This is a genomic window from Allomuricauda sp. NFXS6, from assembly GCF_040148835.1.
In the GTDB taxonomy this organism is placed as follows: Bacteria; Bacteroidota; Bacteroidia; order Flavobacteriales; family Flavobacteriaceae; genus Flagellimonas.
On sequence record NZ_JAGEMG010000002.1, the window covers coordinates 161,939 to 177,116 of the forward strand.

Sequence of the window (15,178 nt, forward strand, 5' to 3'; positions counted from 1 at the left end):
ACTACTTTTTCTTGTGTCGGTTAGCTCTTCTGCGCTTCTTGCGCTTGTGCGTAGCTACCTTATGTCTTTTTCTTTTCTTTCCACTCGGCATATGGCTCTTGCTTTAGTGTGTTATTATATTATTTTACTTGTACATTAGTCTTTACGCCTTCCACAAAAACTTTGGCTGGCTTAAATGCAGGAATATTGTGTGCAGGAATTTTAATGGTAGTGTTCTTGGAAATATTTCTACCTGTTTTCTCCGCTCTGGTCTTGATGATAAAACTACCAAAACCTCTTAAATAAACATTATCACCATTCTCCAAGGATGATTTCACCTCTTCCATAAAGGATTCTACTGTCGCTTGCACATCTCCTTTTTCAATACCTAGTTTTTCTGAGATCCTAGTTACAATATCTGCTTTCGTCATTTCGTCTTATTAATTTTCTAATTTTTTTCGGCTTGCAAATATAAACATTAAAATTAATCTTTCCCTTTAACCCTTTAATTTTAAGTATATAAACTAATACATTTGAACTTTATTACTTTCTCTAATGACTTTTGCCCGAAAAATACTGGATTGGTATCTTCAATTTCAACGTGATCTTCCTTGGAGACAAACACGTGAACCTTATAAAGTTTGGTTGTCGGAAATTATACTTCAACAAACACGGGTAGCGCAGGGAATGCCCTATTATTACAGGTTCGTGGAAGCTTTTCCAACGGTTTTTCATCTTGCGAGTGCACCAGAGGAACAAGTATTAAAACTTTGGCAAGGCCTAGGATACTATTCCCGGGCACGCAATTTGCACGCCACGGCCAAAATGGTCGTGGAGGATTTTAACGGGGAATTCCCGAAGACTTATAAAGAGTTAAAATCCTTAAAGGGAGTTGGGGATTATACCGCTAGTGCTATTGCATCTTTTTGTTTCGATGTACCGGAACCCGTTGTTGATGGCAATGTGTATCGGGTGTTGTCCCGATATTTTGGGGTTGAAATACCTATCAATAGCACCCAAGGCATCAAATATTTTAAAGAACTTGCCCGCGAAGTAATGGATGCAGCTAACATTCGAGACTATAATCAAGGGATAATGGAGTTTGGTGCCATACAATGTGCGCCCAAAAAACCTTACTGCTTGTTGTGCCCGCTTCAAGACAGTTGTGTTGCCCTGAAAGAAGATAAAGTTGACCTTTTGCCAGTAAAACAGAACAAAACCAAGGTTAGAAATCGCTACTTTAACTATTTGGTATTGTTGGATCAAAACGAAAACACCATCTTAGAGCAACGAAAGGGAAAGGGAATTTGGCAGAATTTATATCAGTTTCCATTGATAGAGTCGGAGAAAAAGCTTCAGCCTGGCGCATTGCAGCCGTTGATCAAGGAGAAGGATGATGTTCCGGCAGTGGAATCCCTATCATTATATAATACTGAACCCATTGTGCACAAACTATCACATCAACATTTGCACACACAATTTTGGATCCTAAAAACTTCTCATATATTAAAGGAAGGAACACCATGGAAACAAATAGGTGATTTTCCAGTACCAGTTTTGATAGCAGATTTCATCAAGACATTGAAAATTTAGTACTTTTGATGAACTGGTCTTGAGTTGTTGGATTCAAGCGAAAATGTAAAGTTTTGTGCCCATTTGAAGGCTTTTTTGAGTTGCATAGCAGAGCTACGGAAAGATAAAAAGGTAAAAAATGGGTGCAAAAGATAAATTTGCAGCGGATTCGGATAACTTAAGACGAGTTCGTTAATTAAGAGAGATATGAGCGGAACATTGAACAAAGTAATGCTGATCGGGCATTTGGGAGACGAAGTAAAAATGCACTATTTTGAAGGCGGAAACTGTATCGGCAGATTCCCTTTGGCCACCAACGAGACCTATACCAATAGGCAAACCGGCGAAAGAGTGACCAATACGGATTGGCACAATATTGTTGTGCGCAACAAGGCCGCTGAAATTTGTGAAAAGTACCTTAGCAAGGGTGACAAGGTTTATGTGGAGGGCCGTTTAAAAAACAGGCAATGGCAAGGTGAGGACGGTAATACCCGATACACCACCGAAGTGCACGTACAGGACTTTACTTTTTTGACCACCAAAAAGGAAAGCATGGCCAATGCACAATCATCAGGTTCGTCCGCTAACTACCAAGAGCCATCGAAGGCTGAAAGCCCTGCTGCACCTGTCGATAATTCGGAGGAAGAGGATGATGACCTACCATTCTAAATAAAACACTAAAAAGCAATATTAAATTGGATCCCGAGCCCTATTGTTTGGCATTTTACTTTACCGCGTTAAGTGGAATATTCACTTTAAAAATTATTTTGCTTGTATTGCTCTTGGCTGGCTCAGCTTTCATCTCGGCCGCAGAAGTTGCTCTTTTTGGTCTGTCACAGACCGATATCAACGAAATGCAGGAGAGCAATTCTTCCCGAGGCAAATTGATCGTGCAATTGTTGACAAAGCCCAAAAAGTTGTTGGCCACGATTCTTATCACCAACAATGCCATCAATATCGGAATTGTATTGCTGTTCAGTTCCATCGGGGATACCATTTTTGAAGGAATCGACGGAACCTTCCGATTTTTGCTGGAAGTGGTAGTGGCTACTTTTCTGATCTTGATGTTCGGGGAAATCCTGCCAAAAATATATGCCAACCGTAATCGAGTGCAGTTTTCGCATTTTATGGCAGTCCCATTAAAAGGATTGAATTATATTTTTACGCCCTTAAGCTCCCCGATGCGGTCCGTAACCCTTTTTATGGAGGATAAGTTGGGGAAGAAAAAATCCAATTTGAGCATTAACCATCTTTCCCAAGCCCTCGAACTGGCCTCTGAAGGCGACACCACCAAGGAAGAACAAAAAATACTTGAGGGAATTGTAACCTTTGGAAATACCGATACCAAACAGGTAATGCGACCGCGAATTGATATATTCGCTCTGAACGAAAAAATGAAGTTCCTTGAAGTGCTGGAGGAAATTAAAAAGAACGGATATTCCAGGATTCCTGTTTTTGCGGAAAATATGGACAACGTTATGGGCGTTCTTTATGTAAAGGATCTTTTGCCTTACATAGAAAGGAAGAACTTTAACTGGATGACGCTTATCCGTGAACCCTACTTTGTGCCAGAGAACAAGAAGTTGGACGATTTGTTGTTGGAGTTTCAGGATAAGAAGAATCACTTGGCCGTTGTGGTGGATGAATACGGAGGAACATCTGGCATTGTAACCTTGGAAGATATTATTGAAGAAATTGTGGGCGATATCAGTGATGAATTTGATGATGAGGATCTGGTATTCTCAAAATTGGATGACCACAACTATGTGTTTGACGGTAAAACCGCCCTGAAGGACTTTTACCGTGTTGTAAAAATCGAAGAGGAAGAGGAGTTCGAGAATAAAAAAGGCGAATCCGAAACCATAGCAGGGTTTGTATTGGAAATATCGGGTAGTTTCCCAAAAATAGGAGAGAAGGTTTTGTTCAAAGACTACAAGTTTATTGTGGAGAGTATGGACAAAAAAAGGTTGAAACGTATAAAAGTAACATTGCCCCATGAAGCATAGCATATTGTTTTTTGTAATTGCAGCAACACTTTTGGTAAGTTGTAAAGACGAGGTGTTGCCCAAGCCCAACGCTATGCTTCGATTGGATTATCCGGCAGCGGAATATGCATTGGCCAACTCGGATTGCGTATACACTTTTGAGCAGAACACCTTATCCAACATTAAAGAAAACAAAGATTGCTCCTTGGTTCTGGATTACCCTATGATGAATGGCTCCATATTTTTAACATATAAAAAAGTAGACGGTAATATACGAGAGTTGCTCATTGATGCACAGAAACTCACGTATGAACATGTAGTAAAAGCGGATAATATTGCGCCTAAAGAGTATATCAATCCTAGTGAGAATGTCTACGGAATGTTCTACGAAGTAAGTGGAAATGCGGCATCCCAATCGCAATTTTACGTAACCGATAGCATCAATCACTTTGTGACGGGCTCGCTATATTTCTACGCAAAACCCAATTACGATTCCATTCTTCCCGCAGCAATGTATTTACAGAACGATATCAGAAAAATTATGGAAAGCTTGCGGTGGAAAAAATAATTACTGAACTGTGTCCTTGGCCAAAAGGGCTTCGGCACGGGCGATACTGCCGTTGATTTTTTCCTTGACCACTTTTACCTTTTCTTCTTCCTCATCCAGCCATTGCTGTTTTTCTGCGGAGAGTTCTTTACCTTCCAGTATTTCTTCGTGATCAAAACGGTCACCAAATTCTTTCATCCAATCCATCATGGCCGTATTGGCGGCTTGAAGGTCTTTCATGGCTACTTCGTACTGCTTTCCGGTTTCAGTGGAATCCACTTTTGGTTTAAGCTCTCCCACTAATTTTCCAATGGTGCCCATTTTAGGCATTACCTCATCATGAATGGCCATCACTTTTTTCATTTGAGTGGAACCATCAGGGGCTTTTTTCTCCTCTTTACAGGAGAAACTCAACAACAAAACAGTACAGATAAGGATTGAAAAAAGTTTTTTCATGGTGTCTAAAATTATGTCTTCAAATTTAACTATTTGCGATAGTAAAAATGAGGGATTAAAGCTAAATATTCAAATAAACAATAAAAGTGACTTTGGTCACATAATAGAATTTTAGGTATCCTTAAATTCGCTTGTTGTTTTGATTAAGAAGTAAGAGAGTATTGGATAAATCTTCACATACTGTACCTAGGCGGATTGGATTTTCATCGCTTTTCATTCTTTTGATAATGATCAGTAATCTGCGCTTTTCATCCATGTATGTTTATTACAGCTTGGATAGGGAAGGGTTTATAGAACAACTTTGCGAAAACAAGGACAAACCGGAACTTAACTGTGATGGTAAATGTATGTTGGCACAAATGCTGCGTGCTCAAGCGGAGGACGAGGAGCCATTGCCAGTAATAGGCTGGGAAGAAGTCTTGGTGTTTTTTATGGAGATACCTGGTTACAATTTACCAAGTAGCCACGAGAATGAGATGAACCCATGCTATTACACAAATTCCTATTCATATCACTTTAGTGATACCCTTATAAAGCCACCCATGATTTAAGGTTTACAATAAAAGCGGCAAACACCCATTGCCGAACATGTATAATCTTAAACATAACATCAAAAATGAATAAAAGTGCACTGGCAAAACTTTGTGTTTTGCTTTTAGGGACTACCATGTCCTACGCGCAAGTTTCAAATGCGCAAGATTCCCTAACAAAAAAACCAGTACAATTGGATGAGGTTCTAGTAGAGGGGAAAAGGAAAATAGACCCGGTTTTTTCTACCTTCAAAAGTGAGCCGGAGAAGAAAATTGTCCAATCTAAAAATGTGGCCGATCTTTTTAAGGATATCAACGGATTTAGCCTGATCAAACGTGGTAATTATGCCATAGATCCCTCTTTTCGGGCTTCTCAATATGAACAGCTCAATGTTCAGTTTAATGGAGGAACCAAGGTGATGCACGCCTGTCCCAATAGGATGGACCCGATTACCACCCATGTTACCCCAGAAGAGATAGAACGGGTAGAAGTGGTTAAAGGACCATATACCTTTAGATACGGGCCCACCTTTGGCGGTATTGTAAATTTGGTGACTCAAGAAGTTGAAAAACAAGAAAAAGGATATCATGGTAAAGTGAATTTTGGAGGTGAGAACAACGGAAATGCCATTACAAGTTTTGCCAACCTAAAGTATGTTGGGGAGCAGTTTGATGCGAACCTCAATTTCGGATTTCGTGATTTTGGAAATTATGAAGATGGTGATGGAAATGAAGTTCCTTCCTCGTTCAAGAGTACCGATTATGGGGTTCAGGTAGGCTATAACCCAACAGAGGACCAAAGAATCCAACTTGGGTTTCGGCAATCTTTTGGAAGGGATGTATTGCATGCCGGATTACCCATGGATACAGAAATAGATGATAGCAATGTGCTTTCTGTAGATTATAAGTTGGATAATATTTCTGATGGTTTAAAAGCATTGAGCGCAAAGGTGTATCGTTCCAAAGTGGACCATGTAATGACCAACGAACTAAGGCCATCTTTTATGATGACGGAGGCGGTATCAGAAGTTGATGCCCTTACTGTTGGTGGTAGGGTCGAACTCGAATGGAGACCTATTGACGACTTAAAACTCTATACTGGGTTGGACGCATTTTCGGTAGGAAGAACTGGAAATAGAACACGTTTGGTGAAAAGGAATATGAACGGTGATTTGCTGCCCACTCCCATGGAGTTTGTAGATGAGGTTTGGCAAGATTCCCAAATTGATGATTATGGAGCGTTTATAGAAGGGAAATACCCCTTATCAGAAAAGTTTTTGTTGAATGTTGGGGCGAGGTATGACATGGTGCGATCGAAAACGGATGCGCCAGCGGATGATTTTGTTGCCGAATATCCCGATTTGGATACACGAACGGAGCATAACTTTAGTACAACAGCATCATTTAAATATATGGCCACATCCAATCTTTTATTGGAATTGGCCTACGGTAGAGGAGTGCGTTCCGCAAATATGATCGAGCGCTTCATCAACCATTTTACGGTTGGGCAAGATCCTTACGAGTATGTAGGTAACCCTTATTTGGATGCCGAGGTGAACAATCAATTTGAACTGGGCGTTAAAGCGAATTCCAGTTTTGAGGGATATGCTTTCAACCGATTGGATTATGGGGCTTCTGTGTATTATTCTATCTATGACAATTATATTGTTCCTGTGATAGACCCATCATTGGATAAAAAGTATATGCCGATGGCAGAGCCTACAGAGGTAAAAAGATTCACCAATTTGAATGATGCCTACAAAACAGGGTTTGAAGTTTTTGGAGAATTGGCCTTCTTGGAAGATTTTGCCTTTAAAACAGAACTATCCTATGTGTACGCAAAGAATCAAGATCTGGATGAATCCTTGCCATTGACTCCACCTTTGGTGACCCGTTTTAATCTAAGTTTTGAAAAGGAAACTTTGTGGGCTAGGGCAACCTATACACTTACTTCGGAACAATCCAATATTGCTAATTCCTTTGGAGAGCAAACTACCGATGGTTATGGGGTAATGGATTTGCGTTTTGGGGCAAAACCCTTTGAACATTTAACGGTTGGAGTCGCAGCGTCCAATATTTTTGATGAGAACTACAATAACCATTTGAATTTCTCTTTTGTGAACCAAGCGGATTATGGCAGGGTGCCCATCAATGATCCTGGAAGAAATCTATCTGCTTTTATACAATACAGTTTTTAGCAAATTGATGAACAATAAAAAAGAGGTCTAAAAAGTCTTCATAATTTGATTTGTCAGGTTGAGCCTGTCGAAACCGGTATTGATTATCAGTTAGTTGAAAATATTTCGACAAGCTCAATATGACATCGCCTTACTTTTTAGACCTCTTTTATGCCATTTAAAAACCTTTTTTATTTAAAGTCTGATGCCTCTACCCCTTCGTTTACCTTAATTTCTTTTACGATAAACTCCATATTCTGAGGTCCCATGCTTTGCATTAACTTAAATGGGAACTTAATACCGGATACTTCTTGGTAATCACCATAGCCCATAGTGCTGGTCATTTGTTGACCTTGAACCTCTTGGGTGTTGATTTCTTGTACTTTAAGTCCAGTCTCCACATCATAGAAAGCAGTTTTACCATCACTGATCTTCAATTTGTAGGCTTTTTTGTCACCCACGGGCTCAATGCCTTCCAATGAAACATCTCCCGCTGCCAAGTAATTCAATTCGGGAAAAGCGGCAGATTCTTCTTTGATTTTTGCAATCTCTTCTGGAGAAAGGTCTTTACGTTGACCTTGCATCACCATATATCCAGTATCACCATCCAAAACTTGCTTTTGCATGGAGTTGCCCTGTACCTTGATGTTTTGCAAAAATTGATCTTGGGATGTCTTTTTCATCTCAAGTTCCAGTTTCATGCCCTGCATTTCGGCTTCGGCCATCATGGAGTAAGAATCCACACCTTCCAGTTTTGATTTGCCACCAATGGCTTCAATATAGTTTTCCAAAACCCTATTGGCATCTACACCTTCGGGAATCTCAGCTTCATAGTTTGGCTTTTCCGTTTTATTGGCATACTTGTCATAAAAGAGTACAGGGATAGTTTTACCATTAAAGTTGACTTTTTCCAGATTTTCCAAAACATCGGTTCCTTTTCCCGTTACAACTACACGGGCGTTGGAAGTTGAAAAATGTTTTTGGGCAGCTTTTAGTACGTCCTCCTTTGTTATGGCATCCAATCGTTCCAAATAGGTTTCATAAAAATCTTTTGGAAGATCTTCGGTTTCTATATTCAAAGCATAATTCGCGACCGTTTCTGGTTTTTCCAGCGCCATTACAAAGCTACCTGCATATTTGGCCTTTGCGTTTGCCAATTCTTCATCGGATACGGGCTCCGAAGTAATTTTATCTATCTCTTTCAAGATTTCGACCACCGAGCTATCGGTAACGGCATTTCTGACCTGTGCGTAGGCGTTGAATCGCATTGGGCTGAATTTATTGGCCCTTAGACCAGAATAGGAACCGTAGGTATACCCTTTGTCTTCCCTTAGATTTTGGAATAAACGAGCTTGTCCACCACCACCCAGGATTCTATTGGCCAAGAGTGCATCCAGATAGTCTTCGTCTTTCATTTTAAGGTTTGTGATGTTTTCAACCGCTACTTCGGATTGCACGGCGTTGGGTACATCAACAAAGTTGATCTGTGTGTACTGTACATCTTTTGGATCGGAGTACGAAAGCGATGGTGGTACGGCCTTGGACCAAGGTGTAAATGCCTTGGTCACCAACTCTTTTACGGTTTCGAACTCAACATCACCAATTACGACCAAATAAGCATTGGCGGGAACAAAATAGGACCGATAGAACTGCTCAACATCGAGTAGGGTCACATTGTTAACCGTCTCCTCGGTCATAAATTCGCCAAACGGGTGGTTTTTGCCGTAGGCCAAAGCTGTTTGTACCCTATCCGAAATGGCAGAAACATCTTTTTCCTCGGATTTGATTCCTGTTATGATTTTCTCTTTTTCTTTCTCAAACTCTTCTTGCAAAAAGTCTGGATTGAGTGCGGCATCGGCCATTAACTCGAGAATACGAGGAAAATATTTGGAGAGGGAACTTGCAAAGGCACTTTGCTCACCAATATAGATATTGGCACCCAAGAAATCTACTTCTTCGTAGAATTCGTCCTTGGGAATGTTTTTGGACCCTTTGCCCAACATACTTCCGGTAAGCGCTGCTACCCCAGCTTTGTCACCCTCCAAAATGGGGGGGTTGTCTATGGATAGCTGAATACGAACCCTGGGCAATTTGTGGTTTTCCACAACAAGCACCTTCAAACCGTTTTTAAGTTCAAAACGGGCCGGCTCTTTTAAGTTGATTTTTGGAGCAGGGCCAGCTTCTGGTGGTGTACTCCTGTCTATTTGTGCGTATGAGGCCGTCATAAACAGTGACAGCGCAGCTAAAACTAAATACTTTTTCATTTTAATTAGCGTCTTTTTGTTCTGGTAAATATTCCAACTCCAATCGTTGGTTTACCTTCAAATATTTTTTTGCTACCTCCATGATCTCCTCACGGGTGATGGAACGGTAAATATCTATTTCTGTATTGATGAGGTTGGTGTCATCCTTCAGCATATAATTTTCGGCCAATGAATTGGCGATACCTTCAACGCTGCTGTTGGCATTTACAAATTGGTTTTCGAACTTGTTTTGAAGCTTTTGATAATCTTTTTCTGAAATCAATTCCATCTGAAGTTTTAAGATTTCTTCGTCGATTTCCTTTTTGATATCCTGAATGGAATTGTCACCAACTGGAAGTCCACCGACAATGTAAGAGCTATAATCCTCGGCATCAACGGGTACGGACAGTATTTGCAGTGCCATTTTTTTCTCGTCGACCAATTTTTTATAGAGTTTGGAGCTTTCCCCACTGCTCAAATAAGTAGAAATCATATTGATGACATAGGCATCTCTTTGCCCTTGCCCCGGCGTTCTATAGGCCAAAAGAATTGCTGGAATTTGAATGTTAGGGTCGTAGTATTTCGCAAATTTGGTTTCCGTAATGGGCTCCTCTTTTACGTTTGGGCGCTTTATTTCGGTACCTCTTGGAATAGGGCCAAAATAATTTTCGATCATTTTTTTGGTCTCATCCATATCAAAATCGCCAGCTACGACCAAAACCCCGTTGTTGGGTACATAATAGGTTTGATTGAATTTTTTAAAGTCATCCAAGGTGGCGCTAGCCAAATGGTCTAAAGATCCGATCACGCCCCAGCGGTACGGGTGGTCGGTGTAAAGATTCTTCAAGATTTGCTCAAAAAATGCACCGTAGGGGGCATTGTCCGTTCTGAGTCTTCTTTCTTCTTGTACCACTTCTTTCTGGGTATCTACGCCAACTTGTCCGATGATTGGGTGCATCAAACGTTCAGATTCCAGCCAAAGGCCAACTTCCAAACTGTTGGAGGGGAATACCTCATAATAATAAGTGCGATCCAAGAAGGTGTTCGCATTGTTTCTTCCTCCGTTGGAAGCTACAATTTGATCCCACTCACCTCGTTCAATGTTTTTGGTTCCCTCGAACAATAGATGTTCAAAGAAGTGGGCAAAACCGGTTTTTTCGGGGTCTTCATCCTTAGATCCCACATGGTACATAACCGATGTGGTAACTACAGGGGCTCCGTTGTCCTGGTGCAGGATCACATGGAGACCGTTGTCCAGATCATACTCTTCAAAAACTACCTCCTGTGCCGAAAGCAGCGCCACTCCAAAGAGCATAGTAAATGCGGAAAACAAATGTTTTTTCATTGTAAATAGTTAGTATTTATAAATTGATGTTGCTAAGAGGTTGGTATCGATTTCTCGAATGATGTTACGCAAAATATAGAATATTTTCTAAACATCTGCTTTTTTATAAAAGTCTTAGGGCTTTAAACTTGGGATAATTCGCAAACATTCAGTAAATTATACAATAAATCCAAAAATTGAAATATGAAAAATTTAACCCTTCCCATCCGTTTCGGAATAGTTACCAGTGCTGTGCTGATCGCCTATTTTTTGATCCTGGCCCTAATGGGAAAGCACACCAATGTTTTTTATAGCCTTTTCAATGGCCTGATCACGGGCTTTGGTATTTACGAGACAATTAAGTACACCAAAATAAGGCAAGGCAAAAGCTTTAGCTATGGAAAAGGGTTCACGGCCGGCATTACCACTGGTTTTGTGGCCACGCTGCTATTTACCATTTTCTTTGCGTTTTATGCGACGGAATTGGATAATACCTTCTTGGATAAACTCTCCGCAGCCTGGTCCGGAGATTACAAGAATTTTCAGGGAATTGTCTTTTTTACGGTGGCCGTTATGGGCTTTGCCACTACTTTGGTTTTGACCTTGTCTTTTATGCAACTCTTTAAAACAAGCAATAATTCCAAAAAAATTATGGGCTAAATCAAGTAAGAATACTTGTAGATTAATGATTTAGCAGTATATTTGCACCCGCTAATTTTGATAAAGCGCAGTAATTTTAATCTAATTAACGCATTATGTACGCAATTGTAGAGATGGCAGGGCAGCAATTTAAAGTTGCAAAAGACCAAAAAGTGTACGTTCACCGTTTGCAAGAAGAAGAAGGTAAAAAAGTTACTTTCGACAAAGTTCTTCTTTTGGAAGATGGTGATAACGTAACCATTGGCGCCCCGGTCATAGAAGGTGCGGCTGTAGAGGCCAAAGTTGTAAAACACCTTAAAGGAGATAAGGTAATCGTCTTTAAAAAGAAAAGACGTAAAGGTTACCAGAAGAAAAACGGTCACAGGCAATATTTGACCGAAATCGTTGTTGAAGGTATTGTAGCAAAAGGCGCCAAAAAAGCTGCTCCTGCAAAAGCTAAGGCTGAGGCAAAACCAGCAGCCGAACCCAAAAAGGCAGAGAAAAAAGCTGATGCCCCAAAGAAGGAAGCTCCGAAAAAGGCAGCTCCGAAAGCAGCTGAGGACTTGAGTTCCAAAACAGTTGCTGAATTGAAGGAAATGGCAAAAGCCAAAGAAATTACCGGTTACTCTTCCATGAAGAAAGCCGAGTTGATCGAAGCGTTAAGCAAATAAAAGAAAAGAACTAAAATTTATATATCATGGCTCACAAGAAAGGTGTAGGTAGTTCAAAAAACGGTAGAGAATCAGAATCGAAACGCTTAGGTGTTAAGATTTTTGGTGGTCAAGCAGCAACTGCTGGTAACATTATTGTTAGACAACGTGGTACCAAGCACAATCCTGGCGACAATGTATACGCAGGAAAAGACCATACTTTGCACGCCAAGGTAGATGGTGTTGTTAAGTTTGAAAAGAAAGTTGGTGGTAAATCTTACGTTTCCATCGAACCTTTTGAAGCTTAACCAGCAACAACAATATATCATAAAAAAGGCTCCGCATTTGCGGAGCCTTTTTTGCTTTCCATCATTTTTTAATGGTTTTATAACCTAATGGTGATATTGGAGTGAGGTTGAAAAGCTTTCTTGGACTTGGTCTAGAACATAAGCTTTCGTTTTCGAGCAGTAATTTCCCAAGTGTCGATTTTTTTACCGTTTTCGATTACAGAAACCTGATCATGTAGATTAATAGTGGGACAAATGTGATACGGAATGCCATAAAAAACATCTCCGACTTTGTATTTGTCCCATTCTTTTACCTTGATTACACCATGTTCTTCACTTTGTGAAAGCAATTCGTAATCCTCTAGATTAAGAAATTTGACCCTTTTGTCAATCGGGTTTTCAGCGGCAACGGATTTATGACCCAAATCAACGGTTAAGACTCCTTTCGTAGGTTTGGAAATTATTCGGGTCACCAAAAGAGCGGCAGGTTTAAAATCCTGCTCCGTCAATTTTTCACCGTAACCCCAATCCCAAAGAACACAAGTCCCGGGGCTGGTAATTCTATTTTCCTCCAATAAGTGGGAAGTAAACGAGGGGGTTCCGCCGCAAATCATTTGAGCATCTGGAAATTTTTCCTGAACAGCCTTAAAATAGGTGCTGACAATTTCCAGTCCCTTTTCAATTTTGGTTTTCCTATCGGAAAAATCAGGGTCACGCAAATGTCCATCATAGACATGAAATCCTTTAAAAGAAAGAGCCTTGCACGTATTGAGAAATACCATTAGCTCATCCAGTTCCTTGCCCACTTCAATACCGGAACGGTTCATTCCGTTGTTGATATCTATATATATATCGATGGTCAAACTCTCCGCCAAAGCTTTCTGGTTCAAAAGCTCAGCGCTGTCTTCGTTGTCCAAAATGGTAGAAAACTGGGTTTCTGGAAAATGCTTTACCAAATCCATAAGGCGTTCCACTTTGGGCCCCACCAATTGGTGTGCGATCAAAACGGACCTGGCACCAGCTTGGGCTGCAATTTCCGCTTCGGAAATAGTGGAAGATTTAAAATTGGAAATCCCAGCCGCCAACAAATGCTCCATTACCTTGGGCATTTTATTGGTCTTTACGTGAGGCATCAATCGTTCCGTGTTTCCATCAACCATAGCTATCATCTGGTCGATGTTAAACTTGAGGTTTTCCGAGTATAAGACTATGGATGGTGAATCTACTGTATCAATATTCTGTATGGTGTACCAATTGCTGTTCATATTTCTTCACATTTGAACGAATAAAGGTAATAATCATAAAGGGATTGGAAGGATTATTATTTAACGAAGCTATTACTTTGCTTCTATTTGGTTGATTCATAAAACTAGCCCAATAAAAAACCCATGGTTTCGCCATGGGTTTTTGTTTTATAAAGCATTTGTGCTTAGTATCGGTAATATTCCGGCTTGAATGGCCCTTCTACTTTTACACCGATATAGTCTGCTTGCTCTTTGTTAAGCTCGGTCAACTCAGCTCCCAAACGCGACAAGTGCAATTTGGCTACTTTTTCGTCCAAATGTTTGGGTAGCATATACACTTCGTTGGCGTATTTGTCACTATGTTTCCAAAGTTCAATTTGTGCCAAGGTCTGGTTGGTGAACGAGTTGCTCATAACAAAACTTGGGTGGCCGGTGGCACAACCTAGGTTTACCAGTCTACCTTCGGCCAAAATGATGATGTCTTTTCCATCTATGGTGTATTTGTCCACCTGTGGCTTGATTTCATCTTTGGTGTTCCCATAGTTTCCGTTCAACCATGCCATATCTATTTCGTTGTCAAAATGCCCAATATTGCAAACAATAGCTTTGTCTTTAAGGGCTCTAAAATGCTCTTCACGGATAATGTCTTTGTTACCTGTTGTAGTAATAACAATATCGGCATTGGGCACTACGGTTTCCAGTTTTTTCACTTCAAAACCGTCCATACAGGCCTGCAGAGCACAAATCGGGTCAATTTCAGTCACGGTAACAATGGCACCCGCACCACGGAAAGAGGCAGCAGTTCCTTTTCCAACATCGCCATAACCTGCAACAACCACACGTTTACCCGCCAACATGGTATCGGTAGCTCTGCGGATAGCATCCACAGCACTTTCGCGACACCCATATTTGTTGTCAAATTTGGATTTGGTCACGGAATCGTTCACGTTGATGGCCGGCATTGGGAGTGTTCCCTTTTTCATTCTTTCGTATAAGCGGTGCACTCCTGTTGTGGTTTCTTCCGATAGTCCTTTTACACCACTGGCCAATTCTGGATACTGGTCCAAAACCATATTGGTAAGGTCGCCACCATCATCCAAGATCATGTTCAGGGGTTGTCTGTCCTCGCCAAAAAACAAAGTTTGCTCAATGCACCAGTCAAATTCCTCTTCGTTCATCCCCTTCCAAGCATAAACCGGGATGCCAGCAGCAGCGATAGCGGCAGCTGCATGGTCTTGCGTGGAAAAGATATTGCAGGAACTCCAGGTAACATCTGCTCCGAGTGCGACCAAGGTTTCGATCAACACAGCAGTCTGAATGGTCATGTGGAGACAACCGGCAATCCTAGCACCCTTTAAAGGTTGTTCGCTGCCGTACTCTTCGCGCAGAGCCATAAGTCCTGGCATTTCGGCCTCGGCAAGCTCAATTTCTTTCCTTCCCCAATCTGCAAGAGAGATATCCTTTACTTTGTAAGGTACATACGGAATTGTCTTTGTGCTCATACTTTTTATAAATTTACTTTTGTAGCTTCGCTTAAATAGAGCA

The 15,178-nt window shown here is 40.8% G+C and carries 15 protein-coding genes; 9 read left to right on the top strand and 6 right to left on the bottom strand.

The annotated features are described in order from the left end of the window. Positions 1–119: 119 nt before the first annotated feature. Entirely contained in the window at positions 120–410 is a 291-nt protein-coding gene (locus J4E06_RS04010; protein ID WP_014032385.1) for an HU family DNA-binding protein, read from the bottom strand. A 124-nt stretch (positions 411–534) separates the two neighbouring features. On the opposite strand from J4E06_RS04010, the gene mutY reads away from it, so the two are divergent. From mutY to gldD, 4 genes are all read left to right on the top strand, one after another. Further along, positions 535–1,572, top strand: coding sequence for an A/G-specific adenine glycosylase (gene mutY, locus J4E06_RS04015; RefSeq protein WP_349522754.1), 1,038 nt, complete (start codon positions 535–537; stop codon positions 1,570–1,572). A gap of 186 nt (positions 1,573–1,758) precedes the next feature. After that, complete coding sequence (locus J4E06_RS04020; RefSeq protein WP_349522755.1) at positions 1,759–2,220, top strand: single-stranded DNA-binding protein; 462 nt, start codon at positions 1,759–1,761, stop codon at positions 2,218–2,220. Between the two features lie 26 nt (positions 2,221–2,246). After that, a complete protein-coding gene (locus J4E06_RS04025; protein ID WP_502877333.1) occupies positions 2,247–3,557 on the top strand; it encodes a gliding motility-associated protein GldE in 1,311 nt (436 codons plus the stop codon). Next, positions 3,547–4,104 (top strand): gliding motility lipoprotein GldD, encoded by a 558-nt coding sequence (gene gldD, locus J4E06_RS04030; RefSeq protein ID WP_349522756.1) that lies wholly within the window; start codon positions 3,547–3,549, stop codon positions 4,102–4,104. The genes J4E06_RS04025 and gldD overlap by 11 nt, the downstream gene beginning before the upstream one ends. Here the strand turns inward: gldD and J4E06_RS04035 are convergent, their stop codons facing one another. Next, entirely contained in the window at positions 4,105–4,539 is a 435-nt protein-coding gene (locus J4E06_RS04035; RefSeq protein WP_349522757.1) for a BAR domain-containing protein, read from the bottom strand. It lies immediately after the preceding gene. A 227-nt stretch (positions 4,540–4,766) separates the two neighbouring features. Between J4E06_RS04035 and J4E06_RS04040 the strand changes: the two genes are divergently transcribed. Next, the gene (locus tag J4E06_RS04040) at positions 4,767–5,090 is read left to right on the top strand and encodes a hypothetical protein (RefSeq protein ID WP_349522758.1); all 324 of its coding nucleotides are present in this window, start codon (positions 4,767–4,769) and stop codon (positions 5,088–5,090) included. Between the two features lie 65 nt (positions 5,091–5,155). Beyond that, entirely contained in the window at positions 5,156–7,267 is a 2,112-nt protein-coding gene (locus J4E06_RS04045; protein WP_349522759.1) for a TonB-dependent receptor domain-containing protein, read from the top strand. A gap of 170 nt (positions 7,268–7,437) precedes the next feature. Here the strand turns inward: J4E06_RS04045 and J4E06_RS04050 are convergent, their stop codons facing one another. Both J4E06_RS04050 and J4E06_RS04055 read right to left on the bottom strand, forming a co-directional pair. Beyond that, positions 7,438–9,510, bottom strand: a complete 2,073-nt coding sequence (locus J4E06_RS04050) for a M16 family metallopeptidase (RefSeq protein ID WP_349522760.1) — start codon at positions 9,508–9,510, stop codon at positions 7,438–7,440. A 1-nt stretch (position 9,511) separates the two neighbouring features. After that, positions 9,512–10,834, bottom strand: coding sequence for a M16 family metallopeptidase (locus tag J4E06_RS04055; protein ID WP_349522761.1), 1,323 nt, complete (start codon positions 10,832–10,834; stop codon positions 9,512–9,514). A gap of 183 nt (positions 10,835–11,017) precedes the next feature. On the opposite strand from J4E06_RS04055, the gene J4E06_RS04060 reads away from it, so the two are divergent. The 3 genes from J4E06_RS04060 to rpmA all read left to right on the top strand — a co-directional run bounded on the left by J4E06_RS04060 (position 11,018) and on the right by rpmA (position 12,410). After that, positions 11,018–11,473, top strand: a complete 456-nt coding sequence (locus J4E06_RS04060; protein ID WP_349522762.1) for a DUF4199 domain-containing protein — start codon at positions 11,018–11,020, stop codon at positions 11,471–11,473. A gap of 95 nt (positions 11,474–11,568) precedes the next feature. Continuing rightward, on the top strand, positions 11,569–12,123 hold the full coding sequence (rplU, locus tag J4E06_RS04065; RefSeq protein WP_349522763.1) for a 50S ribosomal protein L21: 555 nt from the start codon (positions 11,569–11,571) through the stop codon (positions 12,121–12,123). A gap of 26 nt (positions 12,124–12,149) precedes the next feature. Further along, the gene (gene rpmA, locus J4E06_RS04070; RefSeq protein WP_349522764.1) at positions 12,150–12,410 is read left to right on the top strand and encodes a 50S ribosomal protein L27; all 261 of its coding nucleotides are present in this window, start codon (positions 12,150–12,152) and stop codon (positions 12,408–12,410) included. Between the two features lie 131 nt (positions 12,411–12,541). On the opposite strand, the gene J4E06_RS04075 is transcribed toward rpmA, so the two are convergent. Both J4E06_RS04075 and ahcY read right to left on the bottom strand, forming a co-directional pair. Further along, positions 12,542–13,654, bottom strand: a complete 1,113-nt coding sequence (locus tag J4E06_RS04075) for a D-TA family PLP-dependent enzyme (protein ID WP_349522765.1) — start codon at positions 13,652–13,654, stop codon at positions 12,542–12,544. Positions 13,655–13,818: 164 nt separating this feature from the next. Continuing rightward, positions 13,819–15,135: an adenosylhomocysteinase gene (gene ahcY, locus J4E06_RS04080; protein WP_349522766.1), complete on the bottom strand. Its 1,317-nt coding sequence runs from the start codon at positions 15,133–15,135 to the stop codon at positions 13,819–13,821. Positions 15,136–15,178 lie beyond the last annotated feature (43 nt).

Coding starts and splice junctions, on each gene's coding strand:
- J4E06_RS04010 (WP_014032385.1), bottom strand. CDS start 410: ATGACGAAAGCAGATATTGTAACTAGGATCTCAGAAAAACTAGGTATT.
- mutY (WP_349522754.1), top strand. CDS start 535: ATGACTTTTGCCCGAAAAATACTGGATTGGTATCTTCAATTTCAACGT.
- J4E06_RS04020 (WP_349522755.1), top strand. CDS start 1,759: ATGAGCGGAACATTGAACAAAGTAATGCTGATCGGGCATTTGGGAGAC.
- gldD (WP_349522756.1), top strand. CDS start 3,547: ATGAAGCATAGCATATTGTTTTTTGTAATTGCAGCAACACTTTTGGTA.
- J4E06_RS04035 (WP_349522757.1), bottom strand. CDS start 4,539: ATGAAAAAACTTTTTTCAATCCTTATCTGTACTGTTTTGTTGTTGAGT.
- J4E06_RS04040 (WP_349522758.1), top strand. CDS start 4,767: ATGATCAGTAATCTGCGCTTTTCATCCATGTATGTTTATTACAGCTTG.
- J4E06_RS04045 (WP_349522759.1), top strand. CDS start 5,156: ATGAATAAAAGTGCACTGGCAAAACTTTGTGTTTTGCTTTTAGGGACT.
- J4E06_RS04050 (WP_349522760.1), bottom strand. CDS start 9,510: ATGAAAAAGTATTTAGTTTTAGCTGCGCTGTCACTGTTTATGACGGCC.
- J4E06_RS04055 (WP_349522761.1), bottom strand. CDS start 10,834: ATGAAAAAACATTTGTTTTCCGCATTTACTATGCTCTTTGGAGTGGCG.
- J4E06_RS04060 (WP_349522762.1), top strand. CDS start 11,018: ATGAAAAATTTAACCCTTCCCATCCGTTTCGGAATAGTTACCAGTGCT.
- rplU (WP_349522763.1), top strand. CDS start 11,569: ATGTACGCAATTGTAGAGATGGCAGGGCAGCAATTTAAAGTTGCAAAA.
- rpmA (WP_349522764.1), top strand. CDS start 12,150: ATGGCTCACAAGAAAGGTGTAGGTAGTTCAAAAAACGGTAGAGAATCA.
- J4E06_RS04075 (WP_349522765.1), bottom strand. CDS start 13,654: ATGAACAGCAATTGGTACACCATACAGAATATTGATACAGTAGATTCA.
- ahcY (WP_349522766.1), bottom strand. CDS start 15,135: ATGAGCACAAAGACAATTCCGTATGTACCTTACAAAGTAAAGGATATC.